At 61.7% G+C, this 21,235-nt stretch carries 13 protein-coding genes; 8 read left to right on the top strand and 5 right to left on the bottom strand.

The features are described from left to right. Positions 1-4: 4 nt before the first annotated feature. The gene (locus ACZZZP_RS03910) at positions 5-577 is read right to left on the bottom strand and encodes a LemA family protein (RefSeq protein ID WP_122492794.1); all 573 of its coding nucleotides are present in this window, start codon (positions 575-577) and stop codon (positions 5-7) included. Between the two features lie 206 nt (positions 578-783). On the opposite strand from ACZZZP_RS03910, the gene ACZZZP_RS03905 reads away from it, so the two are divergent. From ACZZZP_RS03905 to ACZZZP_RS03870, 8 genes are all read left to right on the top strand, one after another. Next, the gene (locus ACZZZP_RS03905; protein WP_463381866.1) at positions 784-2,124 is read left to right on the top strand and encodes an imelysin family protein; all 1,341 of its coding nucleotides are present in this window, start codon (positions 784-786) and stop codon (positions 2,122-2,124) included. Between the two features lie 281 nt (positions 2,125-2,405). Further along, positions 2,406-3,836 (top strand): di-heme oxidoreductase family protein, encoded by a 1,431-nt coding sequence (locus tag ACZZZP_RS03900; protein WP_463381865.1) that lies wholly within the window; start codon positions 2,406-2,408, stop codon positions 3,834-3,836. A 15-nt stretch (positions 3,837-3,851) separates the two neighbouring features. Continuing rightward, positions 3,852-4,931, top strand: coding sequence for an imelysin family protein (locus tag ACZZZP_RS03895; protein ID WP_463536285.1), 1,080 nt, complete (start codon positions 3,852-3,854; stop codon positions 4,929-4,931). 1 nt (position 4,932) lies between these two features. Next, entirely contained in the window at positions 4,933-6,033 is a 1,101-nt protein-coding gene (locus ACZZZP_RS03890; RefSeq protein ID WP_463381864.1) for a DUF1513 domain-containing protein, read from the top strand. Between the two features lie 852 nt (positions 6,034-6,885). Continuing rightward, the gene (locus ACZZZP_RS03885; RefSeq protein ID WP_463384645.1) at positions 6,886-7,974 is read left to right on the top strand and encodes a methyl-accepting chemotaxis protein; all 1,089 of its coding nucleotides are present in this window, start codon (positions 6,886-6,888) and stop codon (positions 7,972-7,974) included. A gap of 230 nt (positions 7,975-8,204) precedes the next feature. Next, positions 8,205-9,344 carry an efflux RND transporter periplasmic adaptor subunit gene (locus ACZZZP_RS03880; RefSeq protein ID WP_463381863.1) on the top strand — a complete coding sequence of 380 codons (1,140 nt, stop codon included), beginning with the start codon at positions 8,205-8,207 and terminating at the stop codon, positions 9,342-9,344. Positions 9,345-9,371: 27 nt separating this feature from the next. Then, the gene (locus ACZZZP_RS03875) at positions 9,372-12,443 is read left to right on the top strand and encodes a multidrug efflux RND transporter permease subunit (protein ID WP_463381862.1); all 3,072 of its coding nucleotides are present in this window, start codon (positions 9,372-9,374) and stop codon (positions 12,441-12,443) included. Positions 12,444-13,039: 596 nt separating this feature from the next. Continuing rightward, on the top strand, positions 13,040-13,867 hold the full coding sequence (locus ACZZZP_RS03870) for an SDR family oxidoreductase (protein WP_463381861.1): 828 nt from the start codon (positions 13,040-13,042) through the stop codon (positions 13,865-13,867). A 45-nt stretch (positions 13,868-13,912) separates the two neighbouring features. Here the strand turns inward: ACZZZP_RS03870 and ACZZZP_RS03865 are convergent, their stop codons facing one another. The 4 genes from ACZZZP_RS03865 to ACZZZP_RS03850 all read right to left on the bottom strand — a co-directional run bounded on the left by ACZZZP_RS03865 (position 13,913) and on the right by ACZZZP_RS03850 (position 21,072). Continuing rightward, positions 13,913-15,511, bottom strand: coding sequence for a CHASE domain-containing protein (locus ACZZZP_RS03865; RefSeq protein ID WP_463384644.1), 1,599 nt, complete (start codon positions 15,509-15,511; stop codon positions 13,913-13,915). Between the two features lie 2 nt (positions 15,512-15,513). Then, entirely contained in the window at positions 15,514-16,209 is a 696-nt protein-coding gene (locus ACZZZP_RS03860) for a substrate-binding periplasmic protein (protein ID WP_463536284.1), read from the bottom strand. 281 nt (positions 16,210-16,490) lie between these two features. Further along, positions 16,491-18,224 carry a phosphoethanolamine transferase CptA gene (gene cptA / locus ACZZZP_RS03855; protein WP_463381859.1) on the bottom strand — a complete coding sequence of 578 codons (1,734 nt, stop codon included), beginning with the start codon at positions 18,222-18,224 and terminating at the stop codon, positions 16,491-16,493. 244 nt (positions 18,225-18,468) lie between these two features. Beyond that, positions 18,469-21,072 carry a LuxR C-terminal-related transcriptional regulator gene (locus ACZZZP_RS03850; protein WP_463536283.1) on the bottom strand — a complete coding sequence of 868 codons (2,604 nt, stop codon included), beginning with the start codon at positions 21,070-21,072 and terminating at the stop codon, positions 18,469-18,471. Positions 21,073-21,235 lie beyond the last annotated feature (163 nt).

The raw sequence follows: 21,235 nt of genomic DNA, 5'->3' as shown, positions 1-21,235 counted from the left end.
GCGCTTAACCGAACAGTGCTTTGACGTTGACGTCGGCCTTTTCCGCATCGCTGAACACCAGCAAGTCGGCGGGCTTGAAGTTGAAGGCGCGGGCGACGATCACATCGGGAAATTGCTCGATGCGCACGTTGTTGATATTCGCCGCCTCGTTGTACAGCTCACGGCGATCGGCAATGCCGTTTTCCAGGCCGCTGATGCGCTGCTGCAAGAACTGGAAGCTCTCGTTGGCTTTGAGCTGCGGGTAGTTTTCCGCCAGGGCGAACAACTGGCCGAGGCCGGCGCGCAGACCACTTTCGGCTTGGCCAACGGCGCTCACATCACCACGCTCACGGGCCGTGCCCACGGCGTTGCGCGCGGCAATCACCTGCTCAAGCGTGGTGCGTTCGTGCTGCATGTATTGCTTACAGGTTTCCACCAGCTTGGGCAGTTCGTCGTGGCGCTGTTTGAGCAACACGTCAATGTTGGACCACGCCTTGGTCACCCCGTGCTTGACCCGCACCAGCGCGTTGTAAATCGACACCGCGTACACCGCGATAAAAAACAGCACCACCAAGGTCACAACGGCCGTCACGCTCATAGCAGGATCTCCCATCCAAGCAGCATTCACGATGCTGGCATTCTCAGCCACGAAGCCACCAACAAAGCAGAACTGGCGCACGCGTAAAAACAATAAATCGCGGCACAAGGCTTTGCACAAAATGAAAATCTTTCGCATTATGTGCGCGTTTTGCAGCCCAGACGCGCTGCGCAGTCACCCACCTCACGATGCAAAAGGACCTCGCCATGATTCGTATGCCTCTGGCTACCGCCAGTCTGCTGGCCATCGCTATTTCTCTCGCCGGCTGCGGCGATGACAAGAAAGAGCAAGCCACTCAAGCAGCCGCTCCTGCTGCCAGCACCGCCACCGCTCCTGCTGCCGCCGCTACTGGCAAAGTCGATGAGGCTGCGGCCAAAGCCGTCGTCAACCATTACGCTGACTTGGCGTTCGCTGTATTCAGCGACGCGGCCACCACCGGCCACGCCCTGCAAAAAGCCGTAGACGCGTTTATCGCCGCGCCGTCCGCCGCCACTCAGAAAGCCGCTCAAGACGCCTGGCTGGCCGCTCGCGTTCCGTACATGCAGAGCGAAGTGTTCCGTTTCGGCAACGCCGTGGTCGATGACTGGGAAGGTCAACTGAACGCCTGGCCGCTGGACGAAGGTCTGATCGACTACGTCGCCGCCGACACTCCGGCCGCTCAAGGCAACCCGGCCGCCACCGCCAACATCATCGCCAACAAAAGCATTCAGGTTGGCGACGACAAGATCGACGTCACCGAAATCACCGGCGAAAAACTGGCCAGCCTGAACGAGCTGGGCGGTTCTGAAGCCAACGTGGCTACCGGCTACCACGCCATCGAATTCCTGCTGTGGGGCCAAGACCTGCACGGCACCGGCCCAGGTGCTGGCGAGCGTCCGGCTACCGATTACGCCACTGGCAAAGACTGCACCCACGGCAACTGCGACCGTCGCGCCGAATACCTGAAAGCCGCTACCGCGCTGCTGGTTAAAGACCTCGACAGCATGGTTGAGCAGTGGAAAGCCGGCGTTGCCGACAACTACCGCGCCACGCTGGTGGCTGAAGCCCCGGAAAATGGCCTGCGCAAAATGCTCTTCGGCATGGGCAGCCTGTCGCTCGGCGAACTGGCTGGCGAGCGTATGAAAGTGGCGCTGGAAGCCAACTCCACCGAAGACGAACACGACTGCTTCAGCGACAACACCCACAACTCGCACTTCTACAACGGCAAAGGCATTCGCAACGTCTACCTGGGCGAGTACAAGAAAGTCGACGGCACCACGCTGACCGGCCCAAGCCTGTCCTCGCTCGTGGCGAAAATCGACCCGGCCACCGACACCACCGCCAAAGACGACCTGGCCGCCACCGAAGCCAAGCTGCAAGTGATGGTCGACAGCGCCAACAAAGGCGTGCACTTCGACCAACTGATCGCTGCCGACAACGCGGCGGGCAACCAGATCGTGCGTGACGCGATCGCGGCCCTGGTGAAACAAACCGGCGCCATCGAGCAAGCCGCTGCCAAGCTGGGCATCAACGACCTCAAGCCTGACACCGCTGATCACACGTTCTAACCGCCACCGATCTGGCACCTGAACGTCAAACGGATGCGCCCAAAAAGCGCATCCGTTTTTTTATACCTCACGCTTGCCCCTGTAGGAGCGGCTTCAGCCGCGATGCTTTTAACCGACCCCGCGAAATCATGGTTGAACGCCTGCCACCAAAACCACCCGCCCTTCACATCTTTTTGACGCTGTGACAATTAACCTCCTCGGCAAACGCAAATCCCTCTTATTTGAAAGCGCCCTAGCTGCTAAGCTTGCGCGCTTGTTTTCGTGGTCTGGAACACCCCTTGATGCCTCGCGCGCGCCCTTCCCTGCTGCTTGCCCTGAGCGTGGTCACCTTTTGTGTGGCTGGCCTGAGCGCCTGCGATAAGTCGCCGCGCTTTACCGAGGCCGAGCCTGGCGAAGCGCTGTCTGGCGGTCAGGCCACGGTGGGCAAGCACAACCGCGACGCCTTCTCCCAACCCTCCGGCAACCTCACGCCCACTCGGCGTCTGGACTTCGCCGTAGGCAACAGTTTCTTCCGCAACCCGTGGGTCATCGCGCCGTCCACCACCATCGCCCGCGATGGCCTCGGCCCGCTGATGAACACCAACGCCTGCCAGAATTGCCACATCAAAGACGGGCGCGGCCATCCGCCGGTGGGCGACGACGTCAACGCTGTGTCGATGCTGGTGCGCGTGTCGCTGCCAGCGAGCGCCGAGCAAGCGGCGCTGATTGAAAAAGTCGGCGTGGTGCCGGAGCCGGTCTACGGCACGCAGCTGCAAGACATGTCGATTCCCGGCGTGGAGCCGGAAGCGCGCATTCGCGTCGACTACCAGACCCACCCGGTCGCGTTCAAAGACGGCACGCAAATCGAGCTGCGCCAACCGCAGCTGCAAATCAGCAACTGGGGCTACGGCCCGATCAGCGCCAACGCGCAGTTTTCCGCGCGCATTGCCCCGCCGATGATTGGTCTGGGCTTGCTTGAAGCGATTCCCGACGACGCCATTCTCGCCGGCGCCGCCGCGCAAAAAGCCGCCGACAACGGCATCGCCGGCCAGCCCAACCAAGTATGGGACGACGTGCAGCAGAAAACCGTGCTCGGCCGTTTCGGCTGGAAAGCCGGGCAGCCCTCGCTCAACCAACAGAACGTGCATGCGTTCTCCGCCGACATGGGCCTGACCACCACGCTGCGCCCTTTCGACGAATGCACGCCGGCGCAAACCGCCTGCAAAGCCGCGCCTGATGGCGGAATGCCGGAAGTCAGCGATCATTTGCTCAGTCAGGTGCTGTTCTACACGCGCAACCTCGGCGTGCCGGCGCGGCGCCAGGTAAACGACCCGCAGGTGCTGGCCGGCAAAAGCCTGTTCCACCAAGCCGGTTGCCAGCAGTGCCACACGCCGCAATTCACCACGCGCAGCGACGCGGCCGAACCGGAGCTGGCCAATCAGGTGATTCGCCCCTACACCGACCTGTTGCTGCATGACATGGGCCCCGGCCTCGCCGACAATCGCCCGGAATTCAACGCCAGCGGCAGCCAATGGCGCACGCCGCCGCTGTGGGGCATCGGCCTCACGCAAACGGTCAACGGCCACACCCAATTTCTGCACGACGGTCGCGCGCGCAACCTGCTGGAAGCCATTGTCTGGCACGGCGGCGAAGCGCAGGCCGCGCAACAGCAAGTTCTCGCTTACGATGCCGAACAGCGCGCTGCGCTGCTGGCGTTCCTGAATTCTCTGTAAGGAGCTTTTAGCCTCATGTTTGGGAAGAAGACGTTCCGCACCAAATTGCTCTTCAGCAGCATTGCCGCCCTCGCCCTGGGCGCCTGCTCGCCTACCGACCAGCAAGCGCAGATTTCCACCGCGCTGGCCAAGCAAGTGATTCTGCCCACCTACAGCCGCTGGGTTGAAGCCGACCGCGCGTTGGCCGCCAGCGCCCTGGCGTTCTGCTCCGGTAAGGCCGACGTGGAAAAAGCCCGTGCCGACTTCCTCGCGGCGCAAAAAGCCTGGGCTGAATTGCAGCCGCTGATGATCGGCCCGCTGGCCGAAGGCAACCGCGCCTGGCAGGTGCAGTTCTGGCCCGACAAGAAAGACCTGGTCGGCCGTCAGGTCGAGCAGTTGATCAAAGCGACGCCGAATATCGACGCCGCCGCCCTGGCCAAGTCCAGCGTCGTGGTGCAAGGCCTGTCGGCCTACGAATACATTCTTTACGACAGCAAGCTGGACCTCGCCGACGCCGAAACCAAAGCCCGTTATTGCCCGCTGCTCGAAGCCATCGGTCAACGTCAGCAAACCCTCGCCGAAGAAATCCTCGGCCGCTGGGACAGCAAGGACGGCATGGTCGACCAGCTGAGCAAATTCCCCAACCAGCGCTACGCCGACTCCCACGAAGCCATCGCCGAATTGCTGCGGGTGCAGGTCACCGGCCTCGACATGCTGAAGAAAAAACTCGGCGCGCCGCTGGGCCGGCAGACCAAAAATTTGCCGCAACCGTTCCAGGCTGAAGGCTGGCGCAGCAACACCTCGCTGAAAAGTATCGCTGCCAGCCTGGCCAGCGCCGAGAACCTCTGGAAAGGCGTCGACAACCACGGCATTCGTGGCCTGCTGCCGGATGAGCAAAAAGCCTTGGCGGAGAAAATTGACGCCGCCTATGTGGAATCCCGTCGCCAACTCGACGCTATGGACCGCCCGCTCACCGAACTGCTCGCCGACGAAGCCGGGCGCAAAGCCCTCAACGACTTCTACGACAGCCTCAACGTGGTTCACCGCCTGCACGAAAGCGAGCTGGCGAAAGCCCTCAACGTTCAACTCGGCTTCAACGCCAACGATGGTGACTAACATGCTCCGCCGTCATGTCCTGGGCCTCGGCAGCCTGCTGCTCGGTGCACTGACACTGGGCGGCTGGACCGTCAGCCGCAAAGGCCAAAACCCGCTGGTGCTGTCGGCGCGCGACGACAGCCATGGCAAACACTACGCCGTCGGCTATCGCCTCGACGGCACCCAGGTGTTCGCCACCGAAGTGGCGCAGCGCTGTCACGATGTGGTCGAGCACCCAAGCCAGCCGGTCGCCCTGTTCGTGGCGCGTCGGCCGGGCACCGAAAGCTACCTGATCGACCTGCGCGATGGCCGCCTGCTGCAAACCGTGCGCTCGCAACCGAACCGCCACTTCTACGGCCACGGCGTGTTCCATAAAAGTGGCGAGTGGCTGTACACCACCGACAACGACACCACCGATCCGGGTCGCGGCCTGCTCACCGTTTACCGCTACGACAACGGCCAGCTCCACCACAGCGGCGAGCTGAGCACCCACGGCCTGGGTCCGCATCAAGTGTCGTGGATGCCCGACGGCGAAACCTTCGTGATTGCCAACGGTGGCATCCGCACCGAAGCCGAAAGCCGCAAGGAAATGAACCTGCACGCCATGGAACCCAGCCTGGTGCTGCTCCAGCGCGACGGCACGCTGATCTCCAAGGAAACCCTGAGCCAGCAAATGAACAGCGTGCGTCACCTGGCCATTGCCAGCGACGGCACCATCTTGGCCGGCCAGCAATTTATGGGCGATTCCCATGAGCCGGCCGAGCTTCTGGCCATCAAGCGCCCGGGCCAACCGTTCCAGGCCTTTCCCATCGAAGCCGAACAACGCGACGCCATGGCCCAGTACACCGCCAGCGTGGCCGTGCACAGCGACCTGCGCCTGGTGGCGCTCACCGCACCGCGCGGCAATCGCTTCTTTATATGGGACCTGGACAGCGGCGCCGTGCGCCTGGATGCACCGCTGCCAGACTGCGCCGGCGTGGGCGCGGTGCAAGACGGCTTCGTCGTCACCTCCGGCCAGGGCCGCTGCCGCTTCTACGACTGCCGCAGCGCCAGCATCAGCCCGCAAGCACTGGATCTACCGGCAGGGCTTTGGGACAACCATCTACATCTGAAGACGGCCTGATCCTCTTTCGTTTCCAAGAATCGAGGCTAAAGCCTCTCCTACAGTTAAAACGCGGTCTCCGTAGGAGAGGCTTTAGCCTCGAGCTTTTAACTGGCAGCCGCGACCGCCCGTCATGGCCATCTGCCAGAATTTTCCTACAGACTTAAGTCCAAACTCTACAGCCGACTATATTCAAACAACACCTGTGCGCTCCGGGCCATTTAGCTCGGCGGACAGTTTTGGCGTGTCTGTCGTCATGAGCTACAGGGAAGTAAGACGCCTCGCATCTTGAGCGAACCGGTGTTTAGCCACCACTTTCCCGAGAGGCGTTTCCCTATGTTTTTACAAAACTCCCTGCGCGCGCAGATTCTTGCCCTGTTGGGCGGCAGCCTGCTGCTCACCGTGATCATTGCCCTGGCCTGCTTCAGCTTTCTGTCCGGCGGCATTCAGAACTACCGCGGGCTGCTCGACGGTCCGCTGCAAGAGTCGCAGCTGGTCGATCAGGCCAACCTCGAATTCAAATCCCAGGTTCAAGAGTGGAAAAACGTGCTGCTGCGCGGCAAAGACCCCGCAGCTCAAGACAAGTATTGGGGCCAGTTCGAAGAGCAGGAGCGCAAGGTTCAGAAGATTCTCGGCGACCTGATTGCCGAAACCGGCGATGACGTCGGGCTCAAAACCCAGGTAGAAAACCTGCGCACTGAGCATCAGGCGCTCGGCGCGTCGTACCGCAAAGGCAAAGCCGCGTTTGTTGCAGCCGACGCTGACCCGACTGCAGGCGACAAAGCCGTACAGGGCATCGACCGCGCCACCAGCGATCAAATGGGCGCGCTGGTCACTCAGTTGCATCAGCGCAGCGAAGAGCAGGCCGCTGCCATCAGCGCCAGTGCGGAACGCACCGTGTGGCTTGGCACAACCGTATTGCTGGGCGCCAGCGTGCTGATCGCCCTGCTCAGCCTGTGGCTGGTCAACCGCAACCTGATCACGCCGATCAAAAGCCTGATCGAACACATCGGCCGCCTCAGCCAAGGCAACTTCGGCCAGCGTGTAGACACCAGCCGCCGCGATGAACTGGGCAACCTGGCCGTGGCCGCCAACACCCTGCGCGACTTTCTCGCCGACACCTTCACCCGCCTGCAACGCAGCACCAGCGAACTGGACAGCGCCAGCGGCGAGTTGAACGCCATCGCCACGCTGATGGCTCAAGGCACCGCCGAACAGTTCTCGCGTACCGACCAGGTGGCCACGGCCATGCACGAGATGTCGGCCACCGCTCAGGAAGTGGCGCGTCACGCCGCCGAAGCCGCAGGTGCGGCCGATGATGCCGACCACTCGGCGCAGCAAGGCAGCACGGTGATGCAATCGACCATTCAGACCATCACCGCCATGAGCGGCGAAATCGCCAACACCGCCGAGGTTATTCGCCGCCTGGAAACCGACAGCGGCCGCATCGGCAAAGTGCTGGAAGTGATTCGCGGCATCGCTGATCAAACCAACCTGCTCGCGCTTAACGCCGCTATCGAAGCGGCACGCGCCGGTGAGGCGGGCCGTGGTTTCGCCGTGGTAGCAGACGAAGTGCGCACCCTGGCGCAACGCACCGCGCAGTCCACCGCCGAAATTCACCAGATCATCGACACCGTGCAAACCGGCGCGCTGAACGCGGTGAAGGCCATCGAAAACGGCCAGAGCCGCAGTGAAGCCGGCGTGCAGCAAGTGACCGAGGCCGGGCAAATGCTCGACCGCATCACCCAGGCCGTCGAAGCCATTCGCGACATGAACCGCCAGATCGCCACAGCGGCGGAAGAACAGACGTCGGTGGCCGAAGACATTTCACGCAACCTCACCGAAATCACCGCGATTGCCACCACCAACCAGGAAAACGTCGTGCGCACGGAAGCGGCGAGCGTGAACTTGAGAGGGTTGTCGGGGCAGTTGAGCGATGTGACGCAGCGGTTGAGCGCCTGATCGTTCGAGGCTAACGCCGCTCGCTTTTGATGGTTGTGGGAGCGGCTTTAGCCGCGATGCTTTTTAACCGTAAAGAGCATCGCGGCTAAAGCCGCTCCTACAGAATCTATGTCGCCCTATCCACCGCAATCATTTGCAAATGCCGGGTTTTGACTTGCCAGCAACAGTGGGTCTAAGGTACGCGCCTTGCCTATTCCACAGGCCCATTTTCCCTGCCAAGGAACCGGAATATGTTGCTCCGCCGCTTTATCATCACCTTCGTGGTGATGGCACTGGTTATTGCCGCGCTCGGCTATGGCTGGTGGACTCACCTGCAAACCCAAATCGCCCAATTCACCGCGCCCAAACCCGCCATCAGCATCTCCGCCGCTCGCAGCGGTGAGCTGCAATGGCAAAGCCGTCTGCCGGCCATCGGCACCCTCACTGCCCTGCAAGGCGTCGACCTGACGGTCGAGTCCAGCGGCACCGTGCGCGACGTGCTGTTCAAGTCCGGGCAGAAGGTCGAGCTGCACCAGCCCATCGTGCAACTCGACAGTGAGGTGGAAACCGCCACCCTGGCCACATCCGAAGCCGAACGCGGTCTGGCTCAGGTTGAATTCGAACGGGCCCGCAGCCTCGTCAGCCGGCAGGCGCTGTCCAAAAGCGAGTACGACCGCCTGGCGGCCGAACTGCAAAAATCCAACACCCGCGTCGCGCAGCTCAAAGCCATTCTGGCGAAGAAACGCATCGTCGCGCCGTTCGCCGGCACCATCGGTATCCGCCAGGTCGACGTGGGCGACTTTGTGTCCAGCGGCACCATCATCGCCACCCTGCAAGACGTCAGCAGCCTGTACGTCGACTTCTTCCTGCCGGAACAGTCGATACCGCAACTCAAGCTCGGCCAGCGCGTGCGTTTCGTGGTGGCGGCTTACCCGAAGGAAAGCTTCGAAGGCGAGATCAACGCCATCAACCCCAAGGTGGATAATCGCACCCGTAACGTGCAAATCCGCGCGGTACTGAGCAACCCGGACAGCAAGCTGCTGCCCGGCATGTTCGCCAACCTTGAAGTGCTGCTGCCCGACCAGGCCTTGCGCGTGGTGGTGCCGGAGACGGCCATCACCTACACGCTGTACGGCAACTCGGTGTACGTGGTGAATGTGAAGAAGGATGAGCAAGGCCAGGACGTGAAAGACGACAAAGGCCAGCCGTTCCTGCAAGTCGAGCGCCGCTTCGTGGAAACCGGCGAGCGCCGCGATGGCCAGGTGGTGATTCTCAAGGGCCTGCAAAAGGACGAACAAGTGGTGACCGCCGGCCAGCTCAAGCTGGATAACGGCGCCCACGTGACCATCGTCGACGACCAGGCACTCCTGAACAGCTCAGCCAGCCGCTAAAGCGCCGCTGGTTAAAGGAAGCACTTCATGGCTTTTACCGATCCCTTTATCCGTCGCCCGGTGCTGGCCACCGTGGTGAGTCTGCTGATCATCCTGCTTGGCTTCCAGGCATTCAGCAAACTGACCATCCGCCAATACCCGAAGATGGAAAACGCCCTGATCCAGGTGACCACCGCCTACCCCGGCGCCAACGCCGAGACGATTCAGGGCTATATCACCCAGCCGTTGCAGCAAGCCCTGGCCAGCGCCGAGGGCATCGATTACATGACCTCGGTGAGCCGCCAGAACTATTCGGTGATCTCGATTTACGCGCGCATCGGCTCCGACAGCGACCGCCTGTTTACCGAGCTGCTGGCCAAAGCCAACGAGGTGAAAAACCAGCTGCCGCAAAACGCCGAAGACCCGGTGTTGAGCAAGGAAGCGGCTGACGCCTCGGCGCTGATGTACGTGAGTTTCTACAGCGATGAGCTGAGCAACCCGCAGATCACCGACTACCTGTCGCGGGTGATCCAGCCCAAGCTCGCCACCTTGCCGGGTATGGCCGAAGCGGAAATTCTCGGCAACCAGGTATTCGCCATGCGTATCTGGCTGGACCCGGTCAAGCTCGCCGCCTACGGCATCACCACCCAGGAAGTGAACGACGCGGTCCGCAAAAATAACTTCCTCTCCGCCGCCGGTGAAACCAAAGGCGAGTACGTGGTCACCAGCGTCAACGCCACCACCGACCTGAAATCCACCGAAGCCTTCGCGGCTATTCCGGTGAAAATCGTTGGCGATAGTCGCGTGCTGTTGAAAGACATCGCCCGCGTGGAAATGGGCGCGGAAAACTACGACTCCATCAGTTCGTTCGATGGCACGCCGTCGGTGTATATCGGCATCAAGGCCACCCCCAGCGCTAACCCGCTGGAAGTGATCAAGCACGTGCGCGCGGCCATGCCGGAGCTGGAAGCGCAGCTGCCGCCGAACCTGAAAGTGTCTATCGCCTACGACGCCACGTTGTTTATTCAGGCGTCCATCGACGAGGTGGTGAAGACCTTGTTTGAAGCGGTGCTGATCGTGATCGTGGTGGTGTTCCTGTTCCTCGGCGCGTTCCGCTCGGTGCTGATCCCGGTGATCACCATTCCGTTGTCGATGATCGGCGTGATGTTCTTTATGCAACTGATGGGCTACTCCATCAACTTGCTGACTTTGCTGGCCATGGTGCTCGCTATCGGCCTGGTGGTGGACGACGCCATCGTGGTGGTGGAGAACATTCACCGACACATCGAGGACGGCAAAACACCGTTCAACGCGGCCATCGACGGCGCCCGTGAAATCGCCGTGCCGGTGATTTCCATGACCATCACCCTGGCCGCCGTTTACGCCCCCATCGGTTTCCTCGATGGCCTGACCGGCGCGCTGTTCAAGGAGTTCGCCCTGACACTGGCCGGTGCGGTGATCATCTCCGGCATCGTCGCCCTCACCCTGTCGCCGATGATGTGCTCCAAGCTGCTGCGCCACGAAGAAAACCCAAGCGGCCTGGCGCACAAACTCGACAGCATTTTCGACGGCCTGAAAGTGCGCTATCAACGCGTACTGCACGGCACGTTGAACACCCGCCCAGTGGTGATATTTGTCGCCATTGTGGTGCTGTGCCTGATCCCGATCATGCTGAAAATGATCAAAAGCGAACTGGCGCCGGACGAGGACCAGGGCATCGTGTTCATGATGGCCACGGCGCCGCAGCCGACCAACCTCAACTACCTCAACGCCTACACCCAGCAGTTCCCGAAAATCTTCAAGGAGTTCCCCGAGTACTACTCCTCGTTCCAGATCAACGGAATCAACGGCGTGCAGAGCGGCATCGGCGGCTTTTTGCTCAAGCCGTGGAGCGAGCGCTCGCGCACGCAGATGGAGTTGCTGCAAGACGTGCAAGGCAAGCTCGGGGAAATTCCTGGGTTGCAGATCTTCGGCTTCAACCTGCCCTCGTTGCCGGGCACCGGTGAAGGCTTGCCGTTCCAGTTTGTGGTGAACACGCCGAACGACTACGAGTCGCTGTTGCAGGTGACCGAGAAGATCAAAACGCGCGTGCAGGCATCCGGCAAGTTTGCTTTCCTCGACGTCGACCTGGCCTTCGACAAACCGGAAATCGTGGTGGATATCGACCGTTCCAAGGCGGCCCTGATGGGGGTCGACATGGAAGACCTGGGCGGCACGCTGTCCACGCTGCTGGGCGAAGGCGAAATCAACCGTTTCACCATCGACGGTCGCAGCTACAAAGTGATCGCCCAAGTGGAGCGCGCCTACCGCGACAATCCGGGCTGGCTGAACAACTACTACGTGAAGAACGGCAGCGGCCAAATGGTGCCCTTGTCGACCCTGATCACCGTGCACGACCGCGCCCGCCCTACCCAGCTCAACCAGTTCCAGCAGTTGAACTCGGCGATCATCCAGGGCTTCCCGATCGTCAGCATGGGCGAAGCCATCGACACCGTGCGCCAGATTGCCCAAGAAGAAGCGCCACGCGGGTTCGCCTTCGACTTTGCCGGTGCCTCGCGCCAATACGTGCAGGAAGGCAGCGCGTTGTACGTGACCTTCGCCCTGGCATTGGCGCTGATTTTCCTGGTGCTCGCCGCGCAGTTTGAGAGCTTCCGCGACCCGCTGGTGATTATGGTGACGGTGCCGCTGTCGATTTGCGGGGCGTTGATCCCGCTGTTTCTCGGCTACTCAAGCATGAACATCTACACCCAGGTCGGGTTGGTGACCTTGATTGGCCTGATCACCAAACACGGCATCCTGATCGTCGAATTCGCCAACCAATTGCGTCGCGAACAGGGCTTGTCCCGCCGCGCCGCCATTGAGGAAGCGGCGGCGATTCGTTTGCGTCCGGTGCTGATGACCACGGCAGCGATGGTGTTCGGCATGGTGCCGCTGATTCTCGCCACCGGCGCCGGCGCGGTCAGCCGCTTCGACATCGGCTTGGTGATTGCCACCGGCATGTCGGTGGGCACGCTATTCACCCTGTTCGTGTTGCCGTGCGTGTACAGCTTGCTGGCCAAGCCGGATGCCGAGGCGGTGGAAATTGAACACGGTCGACCCACCCATCCGGTTATTTCTTAACGTTTGAAGCCCCGCACCCGCGGGGCTTTTTTCGGCCGTGTTTACTGCCGCACCCGCGGCGACTAGCCACCGTCATTCCCGCGAAGGCGGCGGTCCGACGACTCGGAATCCAGAGTTTTTCAAGTTACGGTGTTCGACATGCGAGCCTGGATCCCCGCGTTCGCGAGGATGACGGAGGACTTGGTTTAGCCCACCGTCATTCCCACGAAGGCGACGGTCCGACGACTCGGAATCCAGAGTTTTTCAAGTTACGGCGTTCGACAGGCGAGCCTGGATCCCCGCGTTCGCGAGGATGACGGAGGATTTGGTTTAGCCCACCGTCATTCCCGCGAAGGCGGCGGTCCGACGACTCGGAATCCAGGTTTTTCAAGTTACGGCGTTCGACAGGCGAGCCTGGATCCCCGCGTTCGCGAGGATGACGGAGGACTTGGTTTAGCCCACCGTCACTCCCACGAAGGCGACGGTCCGACGACTCGGAATCCAGCGTTTTTCGGGCTACGGTGCTCGTCATTCTTCCCTGCGTTCTGCGGTTGGGCCACTATCGCCTTCGCGAGCGCGCTCGCTCCTACAGACCAAGAACAACAAAGGAAGCCCCCATGTCCAAAACCGTTTTGATCACCGGCTGCTCCAGCGGCATTGGCCGCGCCCTGGCAGATGCTTTCAAGGCGGCCGGCTTTCGCGTCTGGGCCACGGCGCGCAAGGCCAGCGATCTGGCGGCGTTGAACGCTGCCGGTTTCGATGCGGTGGAACTGGACGTCAACGACAGCGCCGCCGTTGCGCAATTGGCGGCGCGGCTTAGCGATGAAGTGGGCGGCCTGGATGTGCTGATCAATAATGCCGGCTATGGCGCCATGGGGCCGCTGCTGGATGGCGGCCGCGAGGCGTTGCAGCGCCAGTTCGATACCAATGTGTTTGCCCTCATTGACGTGACCCGCGCGCTGTTTCCGCTGTTGCGCCGCAGCCGTGGCGTGGTTGTGAACATCAGCAGCGTGTCAGGCGTTTTGGTGACGCCGTTCGCGGCCGCGTACTGCGCCTCGAAGGCGGCGGTGCATGCGTTGAGCAAAGGCTTGCGCATGGAGTTGGCGCCCTTTGGTGTGCGGGTGTTGGAAGTGCAGCCGGGCGCCATTGCGTCGAGCTTTGGCGCCAATGCCAGCCGCGAAGCTGAGCAGTTGATTGCCGAAGAATCGCCGTGGTGGCCGATTCGCGAGGGCATTCGCGCCCGGGCGCGCGCGTCACAAGACAACCCGACGCCGGCCAGCCACTTTGCCCGCGACGTATTGAGCGCCGTACAGCGCGCGGAGCCGCCGCGTTTGTTGCGCTTGGGCAACGGCAGCCGAGCGCTGCCCTTGCTCGCGCTGCTGCTGCCGCAAGGACTGATGGAGTGGGTGTTGAAGCGCAAGTTTGGCTTGGCGGGAAAGTTGTAATCCACCGGTGGCCGGGTGTTGGGCTTCGCTTCGCTCAACACCAGCCTACAAAGCGACTGGGGCGGTTGCGCCTTGGTACAACTTCACCTGATTGCGCCCGCTGTCCTTGGCCGCGTACATCGCCGCGTCGGCATTCTTGGTGAGCTGCACCTCGTCCTCGCCATGCTCGGGAAACAGGGCAATGCCGGTGCTGGATGACAGGCTCAACGGTTGCCCACAGCCCAAGTCGAACGGTTGATTCAGGGCTTCGCGAATTTTCTCGGCGACCACTAACGCATCGTTGTCACCGTCGATCACCGGCAGCAGCACCACAAACTCGTCGCCACCCATGCGCCCGACAATGTCCGACTCGCGCACGCAGTGTTGCAGCCGCTGCGCCACCACTTGCAGCAGGGTATCGCCGACATGGTGGCCAAGGGTGTCGTTGATGGGTTTGAAGCGGTCCAGGTCGATAAACATCAGCGCCAGCCGCGTGCGGTTGCGCCGAGCCTGGGCCAAGGCGTGGGTCAGGTGGTCGCTAAACAGCGCGCGGTTGGGCAGGCCGGTTAGTGCGTCATGCTCGGCCAGGTGGCGTAAACGGGTTTCGCTGGCGCGCAGTTCGCGGGTCATTTCCCGCGCCAGGGTCTGCGCGCGGGAATGGCCGGTGGTCAACATCCACGTCAGCACGGTTAGCAGCAGGCTCAGGGCCAGACCGGCGCCGGCGATCAGCCCAGAATTGTCTTTGCTGATGGGCCGGTCGCGTTGTTGCTCGCTGAGCATTTCCAGGGTCCAGGTTCGCCCTGCCACTTCCAGGTACTCGACCGCATCGCTGGGGCCGCTGGGGCTGCGCACACTGCCTTCGCTGGAGTCGAACAACAACGACGTCGGCGTGCGCTTCACGCCTTCGTGAATTTTGATGGCGATGGCGCTGGACTGCGGCCCGTACAAGCTGGCCATCAATTTGTTGATGCGCAGCGGCGCGACCACCCAACCGATCAGTGTCGCGCGGCGTTGTGCCTGATTAACGTGGGGTTGGCCTTTGGCGTACACCGGCAGAAACATCAGAAAGCCGGCTTTGCTTTGCGCATCGGCTTCGCTGGGAATCACCAGCTCGACCTTGCCGGTGATTTTCGCGTCGCCGGAATCGCGCGCCTGCTCCATGGCCATGCGGCGTTCGGGGTCGGCGAAGGGGTCGATCCCCAGCACCAGATGGCTGTTGCCAGACAGCATTTCCATCTGCACCACCGGCGCGTAGAACTCACGTTCTCCTTCTGGGCGCACCTGAAAGTCCGGCACGCCGCTGGCCCGCTGTTGGGCAATCAGCGCCGGCAAGGCCTCGCGGCTGCTCCATTGCACGAAACCGATGCCTTCCAGGCCGGCGTAGTCAACGCCCAGCTGCAGCGAGTCGAGGTAGGTTTTGAATTCTTCGCGACGCACCAGATCCGAAGCGGCGAACAGGCCCTGCACGCCGCGCAACACTTGTTCGTAGGCGGCGATGCGTTGGTCGATGGCGCTGGTGGCTTCACGCAGGTTGTAGTCGGCGGTTTCCAGACGGTCGAGCTGGGCGTTGCGTTGCTCGTGGTGCCAGAGCCAATAGGTAACGCCCAACGACACCAGCAGAATCAGCGGCGCCAGTAATTTATAGCGAAGGCCAAGGCGCGACATACTCAAAAATTAACCAGCGTGTGAGCCAATTCGGCCGGCAAGTATTTGGCGAAGATGCGCTCCACCGTGCCGTCAGCGCGCATGCCATCGACCAGCGCGCGCCACTGCGCCTGCTCCTCGGGTGACAGCGACTTCTTCGACATGATTAACCCGTGGGGCGTGGGTGCATCGCCGGTTTCCACCACGCGCGTCTGTTGGCGGATGTCATCGTTTTGCACCTGTGGGTAATCGAACGGCTCGATGATCATGCCTTGGATTTGATTGGCCATCAGCACTTCATACAACGGTTCCAGGCGGCTGGCGTGGCGCACGCGGCGCTGCGTGGTGAGCTGGTCCACCAAATTATTGGCCTTGGGGCTGTAGCGAAAACTGCGAATGATGCCGAGCTGCAGCGCCGGGTCGGCAGCGAAATCCGCCAGGGTTTGCACGCCGGCGTCCTGGCGAACCAGCAGGTAAAACTGGTCGGAGAAATACCAGGCGAAACTGGCGAAACGGTTTCGCTCCTCGTTGGCGATGCCCGACAGGCTGAAATCCAGCGCGCCTTGCTCGATCAACTGCCAGATGCGCGCGCGCGGCAACAGCGACACGGTGACGGTGCAGCCGCTGCGTTTTATCAACTCGTCGGCGAAGTCTTTATCGATGCCAGCGTCGGTGTCGGCTGAATACAGCAAGCCATGGTCATGCAACGCCAGCGTCATGGTGCGGGTGCAGGCAATCCCTGGCGCAGCCTGCGCCAGCGTTGGAGCCCCGAGAATGAGTGCACTCAGCACACTAATAAGAAACGGCCGCATCACACCCATAACCCCAAAAAACAGACGACACCATGCGTAAGGTTTTTCCTACTTATACGCCTGCCCGACCAAAAGAATAGGTCAGCCCAGGGCAACGCGTATGGCGCGCCGCTAATGGCTGTCCGAAAACGTCGCGAATAGACACGAAAACGCCCCGGAATCGGGGCGTTGAATGGCACGTTGCGCCGTTATTGCTGGGCGGTTTCAAGCTCTTTGGGCGGCTGTTTGGGCTTGATCAGGCTGAAGTCGATCAGCGATTTCTTGCTGCCGTACGGGTCGCCAATCATGCGCGGGCGTTCTTTGAACTGCGCGCTGACCAGGCTTTTGCTGGCGTCGAACTCATCAAAACTGAGGCCGGCCAGATCCGCCCAGGTGTGAATCAACTGCGAGCTGCTGTACGGCCGCTTGGTGTCGGCGATAAAGCTCCACTCGTGTCCTTCGCGCCATTTCGGCGAGGCCCAGACCATAAAGGGAATGGTGTACATCGGCGCGGTCGGTTTTGCCTCGTTGCGCCCCAGCACGTTGCCAGTGGGCGAGTCGAACACGTCTTCACCATGGTCGGAGAGGTACAGCAGAAAACCGTTGTCGTTTTTCTTGGCGTATTCACCGATCAGGCTCGACACCACGAAATCGTTGTACAGCACGGCATTGTCGTAACTGTTGTAGGTCGGCAGTTGGTCGTCACGCAGGCTGGCAGGCGCGCCCGAGCGGTCGGTGAATTTCTCGAACTCTGGCGGATAGCGGTACTGGTAACTCATGTGCGTGCCCAACAAGTGCACGACGATGAATTTCTTCGGCGCGTCTTCCTGCAACACCTTGGCGAACGGTGCCAACACATCACCGTCGTACTGGCGCGCGTTCTGGTTGCGGTTGTTGTTCAGGTACACCTGCTCGTCGGCCTGCTCGGAAAACGTGGTGAGCATGGTGTTGCGCTTGGTCATGGTCTGCTGGTTGGTAATCCAATAGGTCTTGAAGCCGGCCTGCTTCATGACGCTGACGATGGACGGCGTTTTCAGGTAAAGGTCCGGGCTCTCTTCATCGGCAAAGGTCAGCACCTGTTGTAAAGCTTCGATGGTGTAGGGGCGCGGGGTGACCACGTCGTCGAACACCAGCATGTCATTGCGCAGTTTGTCGAGATTGGGCGTGGTGTTGCGCGGGTAGCCGTACAGGCTCATACGCTGGCGGTTGGTCGATTCGCCGATCACCAGCACCAGAGTCGCCGGCTCGTTGCCAAGGCTGCTCTTGAGGTGTTTGAGCGGCGGAATCTTTGCCACGTCATTGAGCATGCCCTGCATGTTGCCCAACTGCTCACGGTATTGCCGATAGCCCAACACCAGTTGCCACGGCACCGCCGGTTCCAACTTGGCTTCGACTTTGAGCAAGGCATCGCCCAGGGTTTTCTCGCGCAGGCTTTGGCTGATCAGCGGATAACCGAGTGAACACAACAACATAAACGCAGCCGCCGCAAACGCTGGCTGGCCGGTCATTTCAATCGGCCGCACCCGGCGCCACAACACGTAGGCCACCACGGTGTGCACGACAAAGGCCGGCACCATCCACCAGGCGAAATATTGCGTCAGGTATTCGCTGCTCTCGGCCAGATTCGACTCGAACATGATGAAAATCACGCTCTGCGAAAACTCCTGCCCATAGATGAAAAAGTAACCCAGGCTCACCAACGACGCGGCCCACAGCAGCAGCCCGATCACACCGGCGATAACCCGCGTTTTTGCCGGGAACAGCAACACCGGCACCAGCCACAACGCGCTCATCAAGAACGCCTGGCGGAACCCGGTGAAACCGGACGTGCCGGTAAGTTGAATGAGCAACTGCGGAACGCAGGAGAAATACCAAAAAAATAGAAACAACCAGCCTATTCCGGCCCAGTCGATGCCCCACCCTTTGCCGCTTCGAACTTGCATATACCGCTGCTCCGCCAAAAACCCGGACATCCGCTGGAAAGAAACAATGCGTAGCGGAACGTAGGGCGAACACCGTACGGCAGGGGGTGTGAAAAAAATGTCAGATGTCGCGGACGAGCAGGCGAGACGCCGGCGGGGTTTGCAGGAAATCGCGGCTAAAGCCGCTCCTACAGATTTCGCGTTCTGTAGGAGCGGCTTTAGCCGCGATGCTTTTGACCTGGCCAGGTACCGCCAGCGGAGCTGTTTAAACCAGCCAGCCCAACGCCTTGGCCCTGGCGACGGCTTGCGTGCGGCGCTCGACGCCCAACTTGACGTTGATGCGCCGCGCGTGGGTTTTCACGGTGTGCAGCGAAATGTGCAGCCGATCGGCGATCTGCAGGTTGGAATAGCCTTGGGCAATCTGTTCCAAGACCATTTTCTCGCGCGCGCTCAGGGGCGATGTTTCCGCCGCCGCCTCGGCGCCCGCCCCCGCCTGACTCAGCAACAGCCGCAGTTCCAATGGCTCCGCCAACTGCGGCAGCACGTTTTCCAGCCACGGACCAAATTGCGCGTGCAGCGCCTGCAGGTCGGGACTCACGCCCTGCTGCTGCGCCGTTTCCAGGGCCAGCCGTAACATGGCCTCGGCGGGTTTTTCCAGGCCGTTCGCCAACAGCGCCTGCACCAGGCTGAATCGGCAGCGGTTGAGCAGGCTGCGGTAACCGCCGCGCTCGCAGTCATCACTCAGGGCTTGCAGCGCCTCCAATGCCGGGCGCACTTCGCCCAGTTGCAGGTCAGCCAGGGCCAATTGGTAGCGCAAGCGCGGGAGCAAATCGTAGAAACCCGACGGTGCCAGCAGGTCGCGCTCAAGGTAGCCGTCGAGCGTGGTTTGCAATACGGCGCGCGCCCGTTGCGCTTCGCCCTGGCGCAACCACAGCGCGCCTTGGGCCAGTTGCAGCACGCCGCGATAGCGCACTTCCGGCACGTGCTGCCATTGCATCAGCCGCTCGGCCTTGCGCAGCAGTTGGAACGCCAGGGTGAAGTCGTTGGCTTGGGCCGCCAATTCGGCGAGGCCGTGGTAGCCAAAAATAACGTAGGCGTCTTCGCAGGCTTCAGCGGCCTGCAAGCCGGCGTTATACGCCGCGTGAGCGGCCTCGGTTTGACCTTGGCTGGCGAACAGGCTAGCGCGCAGGAGCAACAGGCGCCCCATCACCGGACCCTGGCGCCCCGCCGCTTGCAGGTGTTGCAGGCACAGGTCGGCCAGCTCCAGCGCCGCTTGGGTGTCGCCCATGATGGTCAGTTGGTGCACGCGGTCGACGCTTAGCAGCGCTTCGAACAACACGCTGCCGTTCAAGCGCGCCAGCTTTAATCCTTCCTGAATGTACTCGTAGGCCTCATCGAGCAGGTGCTCGGCGAACGCCTGCTGGGCGAGCGCCTGATAGCACAGCGCGCGTTGCGACCACGCTTCGTCCGCCAACACCTCCAGCGCTTGCAACGAATGCTCGCGGGCGCTGCGCTGGCCGCGCTGGCGTTGCAGCACGCCTTGAATAGCCTGGTAATGGGCGAACAGTTGTTGCTGTTGCCGGGCCGTGGGTTGCGGAAAGAAACGGCCCAGGTCTTTAAGGCAATCGTCCACTTCATCCAGACGCGCGCAAATCAGCAGCGCCCAGGCTTGCAGGGTAATCAGCCGGGGGGTGCTGGAATACAAGCTGGCGGGCAACTCGTGCCGCCATTGCAGAAATTGCGCGACGCTTTGACCGACCAGCAACTGTTCCTGGCCGAAGCGCTGCAAGTAGTTGGCCGCCACGTCGGGCTGATTGGCAAACAGCGCGTGCTCGACGGCCGCGCGCACGTCGCCGTGGCTGGCAAACCATTGGCAGGCGCGCACGTGGGCCTGCGTGGGAGCGGGTGCCGAGCTTTGACGCTTGAGCACTGCCGCCAGCGGGCGCGACAGGCGGAACCATTCGCCGCAGCTGTCCATGCCCAGAAAAAACATCTGCCTAGCATGCAGTTCTTCAAACAGCTGCGCGCCGTTTTCATCCAGTACGTGCTCGCACAGCGCGGCGGAAAACCGCGGCATATGGGCAAGCACCGACAGCGCCCGCAGCAAGGTTGGCGACAAGCCGGAAAGCACTTCGCGCACGATGTATTCGTGCAGCAACGGCGTACCGGACGCCAAGCGTTCGGGCAGATTCTCGGCGGTGCCTTTGATCAGCAGCAGGCAAGCGCCGGCCACCCAGCCTTCGCTGTTGTGTAGCAATTGCGCGCGCAGTTCGGCGGGCAGATCGAGGTGGTGTTGCTCCAGCAAACCGTTTAGTTCGGGTTCTTCCAAGGCCAGCGCCGAGGCGTCCAGTTCCAGCAAGTCACCCTGCAGCATCAGGCGCGGCAGGTTCCAGGCTGGGCGCCGGCGCCCGCCGATCCACCAACGCAAGGTGTGCGGCGCCTGTTCAAGCAGACGGTCGAGGCAGTCATCCAGCTCGGCGCAGGCTTCGCGCGGGTAGTCGTCGAGCACGATCCACAGCGGTTGCTCGATGCGGCTGAGCAGGCTGCACAACTCGTCGTAGGTGTCGCCCTCCTCCACGGCGCGACCCAGCGCTTTGGCCAGGCGGGCAAGCAGTTCGATAGGCGTGAGGGCGCGGCCGAGCAGGTCAAGCCACACCACTTGGGTGCCGACCGGCGCCTGGCGCACGCATTCGTTGAGCAACACGCTTTTACCAAAACCGGCCGGTGCGCAAATCAGCGCCAGGCGGCTGTCGCCGGCCAGCAGCGCCTGCACCAGACGCGGACGGGGAAAATGGGCCGCCGGCAAACGCGGCAGCGGACTGTCGGATAAACGCAGGGGGCGCGGTCCAATCGGGTGGACGTTATGCATGGTCGATGCCTCTGCTTTTTTTGTTTTTATTCAAGGTGAAACAAGGCCCGATCTTAACCACGCTTAGCTCGTAACGGGCGGCCAAATAAGAAAAAGGCGACCCGCGGGCCGCCTTATTCATACACCTGAGCAGTGCTCATTAAGCTGTGTGATGGACGCTCGT

This window comes from Pseudomonas sp. AC211, from assembly GCF_979258055.1.
This window is presented reverse-complemented; position numbering and strand designations above follow the sequence as displayed.